The organism is Mesorhizobium abyssinicae, from assembly GCF_049887195.1.
In the GTDB taxonomy this organism is placed as follows: domain Bacteria; phylum Pseudomonadota; class Alphaproteobacteria; order Rhizobiales; family Rhizobiaceae; genus Mesorhizobium; species Mesorhizobium abyssinicae.
Genome location: NZ_JARAKC010000006.1, coordinates 133486 through 148286 on the forward strand (window position 1 = coordinate 133486; position 14801 = coordinate 148286).

General features: G+C 65.3%; 16 protein-coding genes and 1 riboswitch. Of the genes, 10 read left to right on the top strand and 6 right to left on the bottom strand.

Annotation, left to right across the window (positions count from 1 at the left end):
- The first annotated feature begins 82 nt into the window (after positions 1-82).
- From ftsE to PU724_RS15495, 3 genes are all read left to right on the top strand, one after another.
- Positions 83-742, top strand: coding sequence for a cell division ATP-binding protein FtsE (ftsE, locus tag PU724_RS15485; protein ID WP_023757234.1), 660 nt, complete (start codon positions 83-85; stop codon positions 740-742).
- Positions 735-1724 (top strand): cell division protein FtsX, encoded by a 990-nt coding sequence (locus tag PU724_RS15490; RefSeq protein ID WP_354420032.1) that lies wholly within the window; start codon positions 735-737, stop codon positions 1722-1724. Before ftsE ends, PU724_RS15490 begins: the two co-directional genes overlap by 8 nt.
- A gap of 176 nt (positions 1725-1900) precedes the next feature.
- Positions 1901-2614 (top strand): YdcF family protein, encoded by a 714-nt coding sequence (locus PU724_RS15495; protein WP_407046105.1) that lies wholly within the window; start codon positions 1901-1903, stop codon positions 2612-2614.
- On the opposite strand, the gene PU724_RS15500 is transcribed toward PU724_RS15495, so the two are convergent.
- On the bottom strand, positions 2604-3227 hold the full coding sequence (locus tag PU724_RS15500; protein ID WP_354420033.1) for a pyridoxamine 5'-phosphate oxidase family protein: 624 nt from the start codon (positions 3225-3227) through the stop codon (positions 2604-2606). The genes PU724_RS15495 and PU724_RS15500 overlap by 11 nt on opposite strands.
- A gap of 103 nt (positions 3228-3330) precedes the next feature.
- On the opposite strand from PU724_RS15500, the gene PU724_RS15505 reads away from it, so the two are divergent.
- Positions 3331-4236 carry a LysR family transcriptional regulator gene (locus tag PU724_RS15505; RefSeq protein ID WP_354420034.1) on the top strand — a complete coding sequence of 302 codons (906 nt, stop codon included), beginning with the start codon at positions 3331-3333 and terminating at the stop codon, positions 4234-4236.
- A gap of 91 nt (positions 4237-4327) precedes the next feature.
- A complete protein-coding gene (locus PU724_RS15510; protein WP_354420035.1) occupies positions 4328-5128 on the top strand; it encodes a lysophospholipid acyltransferase family protein in 801 nt (266 codons plus the stop codon).
- A 22-nt stretch (positions 5129-5150) separates the two neighbouring features.
- On the opposite strand, the gene PU724_RS15515 is transcribed toward PU724_RS15510, so the two are convergent.
- The 3 genes from PU724_RS15515 to PU724_RS15525 all read right to left on the bottom strand — a co-directional run bounded on the left by PU724_RS15515 (position 5151) and on the right by PU724_RS15525 (position 7595).
- On the bottom strand, positions 5151-5768 hold the full coding sequence (locus tag PU724_RS15515; RefSeq protein ID WP_354420036.1) for a LysE family translocator: 618 nt from the start codon (positions 5766-5768) through the stop codon (positions 5151-5153).
- Positions 5769-5989: 221 nt separating this feature from the next.
- Complete coding sequence (locus PU724_RS15520; protein WP_127284997.1) at positions 5990-6937, bottom strand: aldo/keto reductase; 948 nt, start codon at positions 6935-6937, stop codon at positions 5990-5992.
- A 121-nt stretch (positions 6938-7058) separates the two neighbouring features.
- Complete coding sequence (locus tag PU724_RS15525; protein ID WP_354420037.1) at positions 7059-7595, bottom strand: gamma-glutamylcyclotransferase; 537 nt, start codon at positions 7593-7595, stop codon at positions 7059-7061.
- Between the two features lie 117 nt (positions 7596-7712).
- Here PU724_RS15525 and PU724_RS15530 point away from each other — a divergent pair, with 117 nt between their 5' ends.
- Together PU724_RS15530 and PU724_RS15535 are read left to right on the top strand one after the other, a co-directional pair.
- Entirely contained in the window at positions 7713-8711 is a 999-nt protein-coding gene (locus PU724_RS15530) for a DUF2125 domain-containing protein (RefSeq protein WP_354420038.1), read from the top strand.
- Positions 8712-8779: 68 nt separating this feature from the next.
- Positions 8780-9709 (top strand): sugar kinase, encoded by a 930-nt coding sequence (locus PU724_RS15535; protein WP_354420039.1) that lies wholly within the window; start codon positions 8780-8782, stop codon positions 9707-9709.
- Here the strand turns inward: PU724_RS15535 and PU724_RS15540 are convergent, their stop codons facing one another.
- Both PU724_RS15540 and hisC read right to left on the bottom strand, forming a co-directional pair.
- Positions 9710-10648 (bottom strand): prephenate/arogenate dehydrogenase family protein, encoded by a 939-nt coding sequence (locus PU724_RS15540; RefSeq protein ID WP_320255178.1) that lies wholly within the window; start codon positions 10646-10648, stop codon positions 9710-9712.
- Between the two features lie 5 nt (positions 10649-10653).
- Entirely contained in the window at positions 10654-11763 is a 1110-nt protein-coding gene (gene hisC / locus PU724_RS15545; protein ID WP_354420040.1) for a histidinol-phosphate transaminase, read from the bottom strand.
- A gap of 138 nt (positions 11764-11901) precedes the next feature.
- Positions 11902-11979: riboswitch (SAM riboswitch) on the top strand.
- Between the two features lie 117 nt (positions 11980-12096).
- On the opposite strand from hisC, the gene metX reads away from it, so the two are divergent.
- The 3 genes from metX to PU724_RS15560 are packed head-to-tail and all read left to right on the top strand — an operon-like array spanning position 12097 to position 14712.
- The gene (metX, locus tag PU724_RS15550; RefSeq protein WP_354420041.1) at positions 12097-13266 is read left to right on the top strand and encodes a homoserine O-acetyltransferase MetX; all 1170 of its coding nucleotides are present in this window, start codon (positions 12097-12099) and stop codon (positions 13264-13266) included.
- Between the two features lie 58 nt (positions 13267-13324).
- Entirely contained in the window at positions 13325-13939 is a 615-nt protein-coding gene (gene metW, locus PU724_RS15555) for a methionine biosynthesis protein MetW (protein WP_292106886.1), read from the top strand.
- A complete protein-coding gene (locus PU724_RS15560) occupies positions 13885-14712 on the top strand; it encodes a Stf0 family sulfotransferase (protein ID WP_354420042.1) in 828 nt (275 codons plus the stop codon). Before metW ends, PU724_RS15560 begins: the two co-directional genes overlap by 55 nt.
- The last annotated feature ends 89 nt before the right edge of the window (positions 14713-14801 follow it).

The following is a 14801-nucleotide window of genomic DNA, read 5'->3' on the forward strand; positions in this document are numbered from 1 at the left end:
ACCAAGGGTTAACCATGCGGGCCGATGGTCTTTTGAGAGAAAGGGCTGGCGTTTCGCCGCCGAAAGTTCCAGGTCGTCGAACGTGATCCGCTTCGAAAATGTCGGCCTCCGCTATGGCATGGGTCCGGAGATCCTCCGCGACATTTCCCTGCACATACCGGAGCGCTCCTTCCAGTTCCTGAGCGGGCCCTCCGGCGCCGGCAAGACGACGCTGCTGCGCCTGCTGTTCATGTCGCTGAAGCCGACGCGCGGGCTGATCACCATCTTCGGCAAGGACCGCTCGCGCATCTCGCGCAGCGAGCTGCCGCACCTGCGGCGCCGCATCGGTGTCGTATTCCAGGATTTCCGCCTGCTCGACCATATGACCACCTATGAGAACGTCGCCCTGCCCTTGCGCGTGCGCGGGCGCGAGGAGGCGAGCTACCGCACCGACGTCACCGAACTGCTGAAATGGGTTGGGCTGGGTGAACGCATGCATGTGCTGCCCCCGGTGCTGTCGGGCGGCGAGAAGCAGCGCGCCGCGATCGCCCGCGCGCTGATCGAACAGCCCGAGATCCTGCTCGCCGACGAGCCGACCGGCAATGTCGACCCGCCGCTGGCGCGCCGGCTGCTTCGGCTGTTCATCGAGCTCAACCGTCTCGGCACGGCAGTGGTGATCGCCACCCACGACCTCGGCCTGATGGAGCAGGTCGACGCGCGGCGCATGATCCTCGCCGGCGGAAGGCTGGACATCTATGACTGAACTCTCCGCCGACCATCTGCATGACCAGCCCGCCGAGGTGGCTGGCGTGGGGCAGCGCCCCCAGCGCAGGATGGCGCCGATCGTGCCGGCGCAGAACATTGCCGGACGGGCGCTGGTGCTGGTCATAGCTATCATGACCTTCCTGTCCTGCCTCACGTTCGGCGCCGTTACCCTGGTGCGCGACACCGCGTCGGTCTGGGAGAACCAGATCTCGCGCGAGGCGACGATCCAGATCAAGCCGGTCGACGGCCTCGACATGGAGGCGGCATTGGCCCAGGCCTCCCAGATCGCCAGCGAGTTTCCCGGCGTCAAGGGCACCAAGATAATCGACCGCGACGCCACCGCGCGGCTGCTGGAGCCGTGGCTGGGCACAGGTCTCAACATCGATGAATTGCCGGTGCCGCGCCTCGTCGTCGTCACCATCGACGAAAACAGCCCGCCCGACTTCGCCGCCATGCGCGCCGCGATCACGCCCAAATTGCCGACCGCGGCGCTCGACGATCACCGCACCTGGGTCGACCGGCTCGTCACCATGGCCCGCACGACGGTGACCATCGGCATCGCCGTGCTGGTGCTGATGCTGTCGGCGACCGTGCTGACCGTCGTGTTCGCGACGCGCGGCGCCATGGCAGGCAACGGCCACATCATCGAGGTGCTGCATTTCGTCGGCGCCGAGGCGCGCTTCATCGCGCGTGAGTTCCGTTGGCATTTCCTGGTCACCGGCATGAAAGGCGCCGCGGCCGGCGGCGCCGCCGCGATTTTGGTCTTCATCGTCTTTTCCTGGTGGTCGTCGCGCAACATGGCGACGCCCCAGGCCGACCAGGCAACCGCGCTGTTCGGCAATTTCGCCATCGGCTCGGCGGGCTATCTCGGCGTCGGTCTGATGGTGCTGGTGATCGGCGCGCTGACGGCGGCGACCTCGCACGCGACGGTTGTCACCTATCTCAGCGACATCGACATGCGCCAGCCGGATGGAGGCTAAGCACAGTTTCAGAAAGCGAAAGCCGGTTCTTCGAGACGATCACGCCATGCAAGAGTATGATCACGCAAGGGAAACTGTCGTAACGCAATGTGCGACTTCTCATCTATCAAAGGCCGCATTTCAGGATTAACCATAGGATGATGGACGCGCAGGACACGACCGGAACGGCTGGACGGATGCCAGTTGTTGGTGCCCGTGCGCACGGGCGTGGCAATCTGGCCCGCCTTGCCATCGTCCTTCGGATCTTTGCTTTCTCCGTGCTGGCACTTGCGGCTCTGTTTGCCGGCGGCTTCGGCTGGTTCGCCAGCACGGTCAGCCACATGACGACGCCCGCCAACCCCGCCAGGGCCGATGCCATCATCGTTCTCACCGGCGGCCAGTCGCGCCTCGACGCGGCGATGGACCTGCTCGCTTCCGGCAAGGGCGAGCGCTTGCTGATCAGCGGCGTTCATCCTTCCGCCAGCCGCCGCCAGTTGCAGGCCGCGACCGGCGGCGACAAGGCGCTGTTTTCCTGCTGCGTCGACATCGACCGCGCCGCGCTCGACACCATCGGCAATGCCGAGGAAAGCGCCAAATGGGTGGAAAGCCACGCCTATGGCAGCGTCATTCTCGTCACCAACAACTACCACATGCCGCGCAGCCTGCTGGAGATGGGGCGGCTGCTGCACGGCGCCAAGCTGGAGCCCTATCCGGTGGTCAACACCAATCTCGGCAATGGCGGCTGGCTGACCAAGCCGGAAGCGTTGCGCGTGCTTTTGACCGAATACAGCAAATATGTGCTGGCTCTGGCGCGCGGCATCGTCCCGCTGCGCCAGACTGCCGACGGCATCGCCCTGGCGGAAGCCTCGGTGGTCAAGAGCGACAAGCCGCCAGCCCGCATCATCCCCTAGCCTCGACCGCGCGCAGGCGCTCGACCTCCTGTTCGAGGGCCGCAATGCGCCTGTCGCGATCGGCGAGCGCCGCCGCGACGTCCGCAGCATCGAAGCGCTGCGGTATGTGCTGCTGGCAGTTGGCATCCCAGGTCGAGACGGTGAACAGGATCACCTGCTCGGGACGCGCCTTGTAGCCTTGCGGCATCAAGCTCGCCGTCAGTTCGGCGTCTCCCTCGACGACGCGCGCCCTGCCCCAGATCTTGATGCGCTGCCGATGGGCATAGTCGATCAGGAACAGGAAGGCCTGCGCGTTGTCGGCGAGATTGCCCTGGGTGATGAACTGCCTGTTGCCCGTGAAGTCGGCGAAGCCGACCGTCTTCTCGTCGATCACCTTGAGGAAGCCGGCCGGCCCGCCGCGATGCTGGATGTAGGGCTGGCCCTCGCCATTGGCGGTCGCCAGGAAGACGCTGGTCTGCGCCGCGATGAAGGCGGCAAGGTCCGGCGTGATCGTATCCCGCCAGCCGCCGCGCTCCTCGACCCGGGAATAGGCATCGCGCGAGCCCTTGCGCGCCTGGATGGCCTTGACGCTCGGCGTGAAGGCGACGTCGCTGGTGAAAGCATGGGCGTTCATATGGCGCTGTCCTCAGGGCTGGTAACCCGCCGAACATAAGCCTTCCATATTTCGGATGCAGATGGCATATCTGGAATAGCTCCTTCCATTTTCTGGAAAGATCATGGATCGCCTCGAAGCTATGTCGCTTTTCGTCGCCGCGGTGGAGGCCGGCAGCCTTTCGGCCACGGCGCGCCGCTTCGGCATGCCGCTCGCCACGGTCAGCCGCAAGGTCTCGGAACTGGAACGGCACCTCAACACGCGCTTGCTCGCCCGCTCGGCGCGGCGGCTGACGCCGACCGCTGCCGGGCAGGCCTATCTCGCGGCCTGCCGCCGCATCCTGGACGAGGTCGGTGAGGCCGAGCGCGCCGCGGCCGGCGAATACAGCGCGCCCAAAGGCGAACTGGTTGTCACCGCGCCGATCGTCTTCGGCCGCCTGCACGTGCTGCCGGTGGTCGCCGATTTCCTCGCCGCCTATCCCGAGGTCCATATCCGGCTGACGCTGTCGGACCAGATAACGCAGCTGGTCGACGAGCATATCGACCTTGCCGTGCGCATCGGCGATCTGCCCGATTCCAGCCTTGTCGCCATCCGTGTCGGCGCGATCCGCCGCGTCGTCTGCGCAAGCCCGCCCTACCTTGCGGCCCATGGCACGCCGCAAACCCCGGGGGACCTGGCCGTGCACAGCTGCGTTACCTTCGACAACCTCTCGGCCCCTGCCACCTGGGTCTTCGCCGGCGGCAAGAACGGGATCACCGTGCCGGTCCGTTCCAGGCTTCGCGTCAACACCGCGGAAGCCGCCATCGACGCCGCGACCGCCGGGGTCGGCTTGACCAAGGTGCTGTCCTACCAGGTCGCCGCCGCGATGCGCTCCGGCGCGCTGCAGGCAGTGCTGCGCGAGTTCGAGCCGCCGCCATGGCCGGTGAGCCTCGTCCATGCCGGGCAGGGCCTGCTGCCGGTCAAGCTGCGCGCCTTCCTCGATTTCGCCGCCCCGCGCCTGAAGGAGCGCCTGACGCAGGCGATGTGGTAGGAAATCGGGCCTGGCCTTCGACCTCGGGCCGTTTCCTTTTTGCCCGCGCTTGGTGTAACCAACGCACTCTTCCTCACCGGGCCCTTCCCGCATGCTCTATTTCCGCTCGCTGGCGTTCAACCTCGTCTTCTACCTCAGCCTGGTCGTCCAGATGATCTTCTGGACCCCGTACTATTTCCTGTCGCCGCGCCACCGGGCCTGGTTCGTGCCCAAATTCTGGTCGCGCACCTGCATGTGGCTCTACGACAAGATCGCCGGCACGAAGAGCGAGATCACAGGCATCGAGAACTTGCCCGAAGGGTCCTTCATCCTGGCGCCGAAGCATCAGTCCTTCTGGGATGCGATCGCCTTTTTTCCCTATCTCGATGACGCGCTCTACATCCTGAAACGGGAGCTGACCTGGATCCCCTTCTTCGGCTGGTACATCATGAAGATGCGGATGATCCCGGTCGACCGCGGCAGTCGCTCCAAGGCGCTGAAGGCGGTCGTCGCCGCCACCAGAGCGGAAATGGACCGCAATCCGCGCCAGCTCATCATCTACCCCGAAGGCACGCGCCGCGCTCCGGGCGACGAGCCGGCCTACAAATACGGCATCGTCGAGATCTATTCGCAGCTAGGCGTCCCGGTGGTGCCGGTCGCCCATGTCGCCGGCCTCTACTGGCCGCGCCGCAAATTCCTGCGCTATCCCGGCACCATCAAGGCCCGCTTCCTGCCGCCGATTCCGCCGGGACTGGCCAAGGACGAGTTCATGAAGCGGCTGATCGGCGAGACCGAGGCTGCCTGCGACCAGCTCCTCGTGGAGGCCTCGCGCGCGCCGAATCCGCCGCCGATGCCGCCGACGGCTGCGAAGCGGCTGGCGGAGCTCGCGGCGGCCGGAAAGGCCAAGGCCTGAGCCGCAGCTCCGTTTCGCCGGCCTAAGGCCACGCCGCCAATGCCGTCGTCAGCACCAGCGTCGCCGCGAAAGCCAGGTTGATGATCCGCGAGGCCAGCGGCCGCAGCAGGAACCGGGCGAAGGCCGCCCCGGCAAGCAGCCACAGCACGTGGATGCCGACGATCATCAGCGTGAGCACCGTGAGCCTGGTCGATATCCCGAGACCGGCGACGCCCGACGAAGCGCCGGCGAAGACGGCGGCGATCGCCACATAGGCTTTCGGATTGGCGACAGCGAGCAGGAAGCCGCCCGAGAAGGTGGGAGGCGCCAGCCCGTTCTCGCGCGCCGCCAGCGGTGGCGCCGTCGCTATTCTGTAGGCCAGGTAGAGGATGTAGATCGCGGAGGCGATCGCCAGCACCGGCGCCATGCCCGGCAGCGAGGCAAAGATCGCCGTCACGCCGGAAGCCACCACCAGCAACACGAGCGTGGTGCCAAGGATGATGCCCGACGTGTAGCGCAGCGAGCCGCGCAGGCCGAAAGCGGCGCCTATTGCGGTGACGCTGATCGTCGCCGGCCCCGGACTGCCCATCACGACGGCGGCAGCAAGCACCAGCACCAGCACCTGCTGCCATGGCTGCGAGAGGGACAAAGATCCGGCCATACGCGTTTTCCGCATCGTGTCGCGATGCGCAAAACGTTATGGCGCAGGGGCCGTCGCCGTCTTGAACGATCGTGTCGGACCGTCCGGCAAGGGCCGCCCCGCTTGCGGCACGCCGGCAGCGCCGGGCTGGAGCAATTCCAGGAAAAGTGTGAAACGGTTTTCCGTCCGGAATTGCGTCAAGACAAAGAGATAGAGCGGTTCGCCGTTTCCGTGAAACGGCTCTAGGCGCTCGCCCGGTCCAGCGCCGCGATGTCGTCGGCGCCGAGCTTCAGCGACGCGGCGCGCACCAGGCTGTCCACCTGCGCTGTCGTCGTGGCACTGGCGATCGGCGCGGTGACGCCCGGCCGCGCCATCACCCAGGCCAGCGCCACCTCGGCCTGCTTGGCCGAATGCCTGGCCGACACCGCGTCTAGCGCGGCGAGGATGCGCATGCCGCGATCGTTGAGATAGCTGGCGACATCCTCGCCCCGTTCGCTTTGGCCGAGGTCCGCCTTGCCGCGGTATTTGCCGCTCAGGAATCCCTTGGCCAGGCTGAAATAGGTGATGACGCCGATGTCCTCGGCCACGCAGAGATCAAGCAGCGGTCCGTCGAGCGACGAACGGTCGTACAAATTGTATTCGGGCTGCAGCACGTCATAACGCGGCAGGCCGCGCAGGCTCGCCACATCGAGCGCCGCGCGCAACTGGCCGGCATCGAGATTGGAGCAGCCGACATGGCGGACCTTGCCCTTGGCAAGCAGGCCCTGATAGGCGCCGAGCGTCTCCTCGTAAGGTGTCGCAGGGTCCGGCCAGTGCGACAGATAGAGGTCGATCGCGTCGGTCTGCAGCCGCTTCAGCGAGGCGTCGACCGCCTTTTCGATATAGGCGGCGGACAGGTCCCGCCTGCCCTGGCCCATGTCCGAGCCGACCTTGGTGATGACGACGATCTTGTCGCGGTTGCCGCGGCTTTTCATCCATTTGCCGATGATGGTTTCGGATTCGCCGCCCTTGTTGCCGGGAGCCCAGCGCGAATAGACGTCCGCCGTGTCGACGGCGTTGAGGCCGGCATCGGCAAAACGGTCGAGCAGGTCGAAGGAGGTCTTCTCGTCGGCAGTCCAGCCAAAGACATTGCCGCCCAGGACCAGCGGCGCGATGGAAAGGTCGGTGCGACCGAGACGGCGTTTTTGCAAGACTGATCTCCGTGATGCTTGGGATAATGCTGGGCAAGCCCGGCTGCGGGGCAGCAGCTAACCTAGGTCCTGGATTGCCGAGGTCAAAGGCCTGGCCATTCTTTTCCGGCAGGCCAGCGCTTCACAAAGGCGCGACCCGCCGCGCCACGTCCTCCAGCCAGTGGTCGCGGATGCTGAGCGCCTTGAGGTGCTCCAGCGTGCTCAGCACATAGTCCTCATTGCGCCCGGATTGACCGACGGCGCCGCGAACAATGCTTGCCGCATGCGCCGCGTCGAGCGCGCCGGCATACTGCTCATGCGCGCGGTCGACGATGTAGGCAACCGCCTCGATCCTGCCGTTCGCTTCCTTCCCTGTCCCGTCGAGCCGGATGTCCAGCGTGCGTTCGAGATAGACGCTGGTCACCAGCTCGCGCTCGCGCAGATAGGCGAGAACCTCGCCGCGCAGGTCGCCCGGCACCCGGAATGCCAGCCCGACGCAGGAGCCGCCGCGGTCGAGGCCGAGCACCAGGCCCGGCCGCCGGCGCGTGCCGCGATGCACGAAGGAATAGACGCAGAGCGCCCGGCGGTAGCCGTAAAGGCGCGCGCGGCGCGTCTCGACATGCGCGAAACCCGGGCGCCAGATCAGCGACCCATAGCCAAAAACCCAAAAATCGCCCATATCGCCAAGCCTGATCGCGCGAGTCCCGACTCCAGGCCGGAATCGGTGTTTTACGTCTTCCTGCTTGTTGCGTAACAACCGCCCGCCCGCAATATCAGGGGTAATGAGAGCTGCAGCATGACGTCAACTGACGAGCGCCCGCCGAACTTTCGCCGCCGGCTGTTCTGGCTCGCTGCCTTCATTGCCGTGCTGTTCGCCCTCTACAGCGCTGGCTGGTTCTATCTGGCCGATCGCGTCAGGACCGAGGCCGACAAGGCGGTTGCCTCGCTCAACGTCAACGGCATCGAGGCCGGTTGCGCCAACCTGACTGTCAGCGGCTATCCGCTCAGCTTCGCCATCTCCTGCGACACGCTCGCCTATGAGGACGATGCCAGGAACGTCGCCGCCTCGACCGGCAGTTTCAATGCGGTGGCCGAAATTACGCAGCCGCTGTCGCCAGTCGCCGATCTGCGCGGTCCGCTCAGGACCTCAATGCCCGGCATGACGCCGCTGTGGATCGACTGGGACAAGCTGCGGGCGGACGCGAAGCTCTCCTGGCCGCTGCCGCGGCGCGTCGCGCTGAAGGCCGAGGGCCTGTCCGGCCAGACCGATCCGGCCGACAACAGCGATCCCGTCGAGCTGTTCTATGCCGGAAAGGCCGCCGGGCAATTGCAGCCGAACGGCCTGGACATCGGCTATGTCGGCAGTTTCAACGATCTCGAGATCGACGCCGACGCGATCGGCGGGCGCGTGCTGCCGCCGCTCGACGGCAGCGGCGAGGCGACGCTGAAGAACGGCGTCGCGCTGATCAGGACGCAGTCGAAGAGCCTGCGCGGCCAGTCGGTCGACATCGCCAAGCTCGACCTGTCGTCGGGCGAAGCGCGCATAACCGTGTCCGGGCCGCTGTCGGTCGATGCCGAAGGGCTCATCGACGCCGAGCTGACGATCAAGCTCAGGGATCCCAAGGCGGTGGCGGCGATCCTCGGCGGCGCCATTCCCGAGCGCAAGAGCGAGATCGAGCAAGGTTTTGCCGGCCTGGCGATGCTCGGCAACGAGCCGTCCATGCCGCTCAGGATCGTCAAGGGCAAGGCTTCGCTCGGCTTCATCCCGCTCGGCAAGATCAAAGCGGTCAATTAGAGCATGGCCCCAATAAGTGGGAACCGGTTTTTGGACAAGACCAGGCTCAGACAAGGGATAGCGATCTGATGGAGAAGCCGGTCAAGCTCCTGAGCGTCGGCGCGTTCACCCTCGATACGATCCTTCGCCTCGACACGCTGCCCGCGCATCAGGGCAAGTTCATCGCCTCCGATGGCGTCCAGATTGCCTCTGGCATGGCAACCAGCGCCGCTTGCGCCGCCCGCCGTCTCGGCGCCGAAGTCTCGCTTTGGGCAAGTGCGGGCGATGATGCCGTCGGCGACCAGCTGGTTGCCGAGATCGAGGCCGAGGGCGTCGATTGCAGCCTGGTCCGCCGTGTGGCCGGCGCACGCTCGGCGCTGGCCGCGATCCTCGTCGACGCGCATGGTGAGCGCATCATCGTCCCGTTCTACGACCGCAAGGCGCAGGCCGACCCCGCTGAATTGCCGTGCACCGATCTCTCCGCCTTCGACGCCGTGCTGGTCGACGTCCGCTGGCCGGGCGCCGCGGCGCTCGCCCTGAATGCGGCGCGCGCCAATGGCCGGCCTGCGATCCTCGATGCCGATACCGCACCGCTGGAGGTGCTGGAGCAGTTGTTGCCGCTGGCCACGCACATCGTCGCTTCCGAACCCGCGGCGCGCATCGTCTGCGGCCATGCGCTCGATCCGGAAACCGCCTGCGGCGATCTCGCCAGCCGCACCGATGCGTTTGTCGCCGTCACCGGCGGCGCGGCGGGAAGCTGGTGGCACGACCGTTCCATCGGCTCGGTCCGCCATGTCGCGGCGCCGAGGATCAAGGCGGTGGATACGCTGGCCGCTGGCGACGTGTTCCACGGCGCCTTTGCCGTCGGCCTCGCGGAAGCCATGCCGCCCGAGCAGGCCTTGCGCTTTGCCAGCGCCGCCGCGGCGCTCAAATGCCAGCGCTTCGGCGGCCGGCTCGGCGCGCCGGACCGGGCAGAGACGCTGGCCATGATGGCCGCCCATTGGCCGCCGTCGAGCTGACTAAGCCTTCGTTTCCGGATGTTCGATAGCCTGGCGGCCGAAGTCCGGCACGTCGATATCCTGCCCGGCGTCGATAATCGAGCGGCGCACCGCGCGCGTGCGCGTAAAGAGGTCGAACAGTTTCTCGCCGTCGCCCCAGCGGATCGCCCGCTGCAGGAAGGCGAGATCCTCCGAGAAGCGCGCCAGCATTTCCAGGATGGCGTCCTTGTTGTGCAGGCACACATCCCGCCACATGGTCGGATCGGAAGCCGCAAGACGGGTGAAATCGCGGAAGCCGGAAGCCGAATATTTGATGACTTCCGTCTTGGTCACCGATTCCAGATCGTCCGCGGTGCCGACGATGTTGTAGGCGATGATGTGCGGCAGGTGCGAGACGATGGCAAGCGTCATATCGTGATGCTGCGGGTCCATCGTGTCGATGTTGGAACCGCAGCGCCGCCAGAATTCTGACAACGTCTCCAAGGCCGCGGGATCGGTGCCTGGCACCGGCGTGAAGATGCACCAGCGATTGTCGAAGAGATCGGCGAAGCCGGCATCCGGCCCCGACTTCTCCGTGCCGGCCAGCGGATGGCCGGGAATGAAGTGCACGCCTTCCGGCACATGCGGCTGCATCTGCGCGATGACGGACGCCTTGGTCGAGCCGACATCGGTGAGAATGGCGCCCTTCTTCAGCGCCGGCGCGATTTCTTCGGCGACCGCGCCGGAGGAGCCGACCGGCACCGAAACGATGACGAGGTCCGCATCGCGAACCGCTTCCTTCGCGTCGGTGGTGTAGGAATCGCCAAGGCCGAGTTGCTCCGCCCGTGCCAGTGTGGCGGGGCTGCGCGTCGAGATCGCGACATGCCGGGCCAGTCCCTCGCGACGGATGACGCGGGCCAGCGACGAGCCGATCAGGCCGATGCCGACCAGCGCGATCTTTTCGAACATCGCAGATGTCATGGCGCTCAACTTTTCAGGAAGGTCGTGAGGGCGGCAATCACGCCGCGATTGGCTTCTTCGATGCCGACGCTCATGCGCAGCGCGTTGGGAAAACCGTAGCCGGAAACCCGCCGCAAGATGTAGCCGCGCGCCGTGAGATAGTCGTCCGCCGCCGCCGCCGAATGCTTGCCGTCCTCGGGGAAGTGGATCAGCACGAAATTGCCGACGCTCGGCGTCACGCGCAGCCCGAGCTTGGTCAGCTCGTCGCTCAGCCAGGCGAGCCAGGTCTCGTTATGCGCCACGCTGCGCTCGACATGGGCGCGGTCGCGAATCGCCGCTATGCCGGCCTCGATCGCCGTCGCGTTGACGTTGAAGGGGCCGCGCACGCGGTTGATCGCGTCGACGATATGCATGGGGCCATACATCCAGCCGATGCGCGCGCCGCCAAGGCCGAGCTTGGAGAAGGTGCGGGTCATCACCACGTTCTCCGCGCTTCCCGCCAGTTCGATGCCGGCCTCGTAGTCGTTGCGGCGCACATATTCGGCGTAGGCCCCATCCAGCACCAAGAGCACGTTCTTCGGCAGGCCGGCATGCAGCCGGCGCACTTCCTGGAACGGCACGTAGGTACCGGTCGGATTGTTGGGATTGGCGAGGAAGACGATGCGGGTCCGCGCCGTCACCGCGGCCAGGATCGCGTCGATGTCGGCCCGCTCGTCGGTTTCCTTGACCGCGACCGGAAGCGCGCCGGCCGCCTGGATGTAGATCTTGTAGACCATGAAGGCGTGTTCGGTGAAAACAGCCTCGTCGCCGGGCGCCAGATAGGTCTGCGCGAGCAGGCCGAGAATCTCGTCGGAGCCGTTGGAGCAGATGATGTTCGCGGGGTTGAGGCCGTGCACCTCGGCGATCGCCTCGCGCAGCCGCCTTGCCGTGCCGTCCGGATAGACATCGAGCTTTCCGGCAACCTCCCGCGCGGCCTCGATCGCCTTCGGCGAGGGCCCGAGCGGGTTCTCGTTCGACGACAATTTATGGACCTTGGCGACACCGGCCGGCGCCGTGCTCTTGCCGGGCACATAGGCTTCGATGTCCATGATGCCCGCGCGCGGCGTCGGACGTGCCTTGTCTGGTGTCTGGTTCATGTCGCAAAAGTCCGTCGAGAGAGCCTCCGTCCGGAGGCCGCAGCGGAAATACTAGTCGTGGCCCTGAATGTCGAGAGGCGGCAAGGGCGCGAAAAGCCTGGCCGTTGACGCCGAGCCGCGCTGGCCCTAGAAGGGCAGCGACAGTTCCGTGGTGATTTGGCCGGTCGGCTTGCAGCCACGTTAAACAATTCGCTAAAGGGCCGTTTGCATCCTGTAACCGGCTTTGCGAATGCATTGCCGGTTTTTTGTTGTCCGCCGCCGGCCGGACATTCGCCTGGTCCGGAAATCGGAATCGGTTTTCGGAAACCACGGTGCGTGATGTAAGAGGATGCAATGGCCGTTCTGCGCGCCGCAAAGACCAATAACGAGGTCGACCAGCCGTCGAGCCCGGTGTTGCGCTTTGGCCCCGACAAGCCGCTCAAGCTCGATGCCGGTGCGCTGCTGTCGCCGTTCCAGATCGCCTACCAGACCTATGGCACCCTCAACGACGCCCGCTCCAACGCCATCCTGGTCTGCCACGCGCTGACCGGCGACCAGCATGTCGCCAGCACCAATCCGGTCACCGGCAAGCCTGGCTGGTGGCAGGTGCTGATCGGGCCGGGCAAGATCATCGACACCAACCGCTTCTTCGTCATCTGCTCCAACGTGCTGGGCGGCTGCCTGGGCTCGACCGGCCCGGCCTCGACCAATCCGGCCACCGGCAAGCCTTACGGCCTCGACCTGCCGGTGATCACCATCCGCGACATGGTGCGGGCGCAGCTGATGCTGGTCGACCACTTCGGCATCGAGAAGCTGTTTTGCGTGCTTGGCGGCTCGATGGGCGGCATGCAGGTGCTGGAATGGGCCGCGAGCTATCCGGAGCGCGTCTTCTCGGCGCTGCCGATCGCCACCGGCGCGCGCCATTCCTCGCAGAACATCGCCTTCCATGAGGTTGGCCGGCAGGCTGTCATGGCCGACCCCGACTGGCATGGCGGCAAATACTTCGAGCACGGCAAACGTCCGGAAAAGGGGCTGGCGGTGGCGCGCATGGCGGCTCACATCACCTATCTGTCGGAAGCGGCGCTGCACCGCAAATTCGGCCGCAACCTGCAGGACCGCGAGGCGCTGACCTTTGGCTTCGACGCCGACTTCCAGATCGAAAGCTACCTGCGCCATCAGGGCATGACCTTCGTCGACCGCTTCGACGCCAACACCTACCTCTATTTGACCCGCGCGATGGACTATTTCGACCTCGTCGCCGATCACGGTGGACGCCTCGCCGATGCCTTCGCCGGCACCAAAACGCGATTCTGCCTGGTCTCCTTCACCTCGGACTGGCTGTTCCCGACCGAGGAAAGCCGCTCGATCGTGCATGCGCTGAACGCCGCCGGCGCCTCCGTCTCCTTCGTCGAGATCGACACCGATCGCGGCCATGACGCCTTCCTGCTCGACGAGCCGGAACTGTTCGCCGCCATCAGCGGCTTCATCGGCTCGGCCGCGCGGGCCAGGGGGCTGAGCGCATGACCCCGGAAGGTTGCAGACTTTCCGGATCAGGATCATGCGCCGAACGGGAGACCAGCCGATGAGCGTCAACCGCGCCCAGCGCGTCGACCTTGAAGTCGTCGCCGATCTCATCCCGCCGCAGTCACGGGTGCTCGATGTCGGCTCCGGCGACGGTCTGCTGCTCGAATTGCTGCAGGAAACCAAGCAGGTCGACGGCCGCGGGCTGGAACTGTCGCAGCGCGGCGTCAACGAATGCGTGGCGCGCGGCCTCTCGGTCATCCAGGGCGATGCCGACAAGGATCTCGAATTCTATCCCGACAAGGGCTTCGATTTCGTCGTCCTGTCGCAGACGCTGCAGGCGACCCGCAATCCGAAGCTGGTGCTCGACGAGTTGCTGAGGATAGGCAACCGCGCCATCGTCTCGTTCCCCAATTTCGGCCACTGGCAGGTGCGCCTGTCGCTGTTCGTCAAGGGGCGTATGCCGGTGACCAAGGATCTGCCCTATTCCTGGTACGACACGCCCAACATCCACTTCTGCACCATCCGCGACTTCGTCAATCTGTGCGAGGAGCTTGGCGCGACGGTGGAAAAGGCGACCGCGCTCGACGGCAACGGCCAGAAGATAGGCCTCTCCATGCCGTGGTGGTTCTGGAATTTCTTCGGCCAGCAGGCAGTGTTTCTGCTGAAGCGATGATTTCGATGCGTCTCTTTCGTCAGCGTGCGGCCACGGTTGAAATCCCGCCGGACATTCTGTCGGGGATAAGGGCCGGAATTCTTGTCTGCACCTCACCGCGCAGCGGTAGCAATCATCTCGCGGGGTTGATGGCCTCCGCTGAACTGGGACATCCTCTTGAGTGGTTTGGCGGTCGCCGTTTGCTGGAACTGCCGGATTATCCTCGCGACCCCCGCGCGCAGCTTCTGCGTGCGGTGACCGACGGGCGATCTTCCTCGGGAGTCTACGCGATCAAGCTTTTCGCGAGCCAATTCGCTCAAGTTGCCAAAAAATTGAACCTGCCTGCGAGCCTTCCGAATCTGCGGTACGTCCGCTTGACGCGCAGTGATCGGCTTGGCCAGGCGATCTCATGGACACGCGCCCGTCAAACTCGCAGATTCCGCTCCACGGAAGTCAATCATAAGCCGCCGCGCTACGACGGTGGCGCGATCGTCGATTCGCTTGAAAGAATTCTGGTGGAAAATCTGGCTTGGGATGGCTGGTTTGCAAAAAACGGACTGTCCTGCCTTTCGCTGACTTACGAGCAAATTCAGCAATATCCGCGAGCAAGCCTCAAGAAAATTGCACGTTTGGTGGATGTCGACCCTGTCTGGGGAACCAACATCGAGTCAGGTCTCGAAATCCAGCGCGACACAATCAATGACGAATGGAGGGAGCGCTTTCTGTCCGAGTACGCCGATGCTTCGAGCTTCTGGCATCGCCCGCGCCACTTCCATGGTTTCCTAAAGAACTAGAAACACGAAAACCCACTTGATCGAGGCGGCGAACTCGCAGATGTGGGTAGCGACTCGGTCGTTTGACAGCAGGCCACCAGGGTTATAGC

Coding starts and splice junctions, on each gene's coding strand:
- PU724_RS15490 (WP_354420032.1), top strand. CDS start 735: ATGACTGAACTCTCCGCCGACCATCTGCATGACCAGCCCGCCGAGGTG.
- PU724_RS15540 (WP_320255178.1), bottom strand. CDS start 10,648: ATGACATCTGCGATGTTCGAAAAGATCGCGCTGGTCGGCATCGGCCTG.
- PU724_RS15505 (WP_354420034.1), top strand. CDS start 3,331: ATGGATCGCCTCGAAGCTATGTCGCTTTTCGTCGCCGCGGTGGAGGCC.
- PU724_RS15525 (WP_354420037.1), bottom strand. CDS start 7,595: ATGGGCGATTTTTGGGTTTTTGGCTATGGGTCGCTGATCTGGCGCCCG.
- metW (WP_292106886.1), top strand. CDS start 13,325: ATGAGCGTCAACCGCGCCCAGCGCGTCGACCTTGAAGTCGTCGCCGAT.
- PU724_RS15500 (WP_354420033.1), bottom strand. CDS start 3,227: ATGAACGCCCATGCTTTCACCAGCGACGTCGCCTTCACGCCGAGCGTC.
- hisC (WP_354420040.1), bottom strand. CDS start 11,763: ATGAACCAGACACCAGACAAGGCACGTCCGACGCCGCGCGCGGGCATC.
- PU724_RS15535 (WP_354420039.1), top strand. CDS start 8,780: ATGGAGAAGCCGGTCAAGCTCCTGAGCGTCGGCGCGTTCACCCTCGAT.
- metX (WP_354420041.1), top strand. CDS start 12,097: ATGGCCGTTCTGCGCGCCGCAAAGACCAATAACGAGGTCGACCAGCCG.
- PU724_RS15495 (WP_407046105.1), top strand. CDS start 1,901: ATGCCAGTTGTTGGTGCCCGTGCGCACGGGCGTGGCAATCTGGCCCGC.
- PU724_RS15510 (WP_354420035.1), top strand. CDS start 4,328: ATGCTCTATTTCCGCTCGCTGGCGTTCAACCTCGTCTTCTACCTCAGC.
- PU724_RS15515 (WP_354420036.1), bottom strand. CDS start 5,768: ATGGCCGGATCTTTGTCCCTCTCGCAGCCATGGCAGCAGGTGCTGGTG.
- PU724_RS15530 (WP_354420038.1), top strand. CDS start 7,713: ATGACGTCAACTGACGAGCGCCCGCCGAACTTTCGCCGCCGGCTGTTC.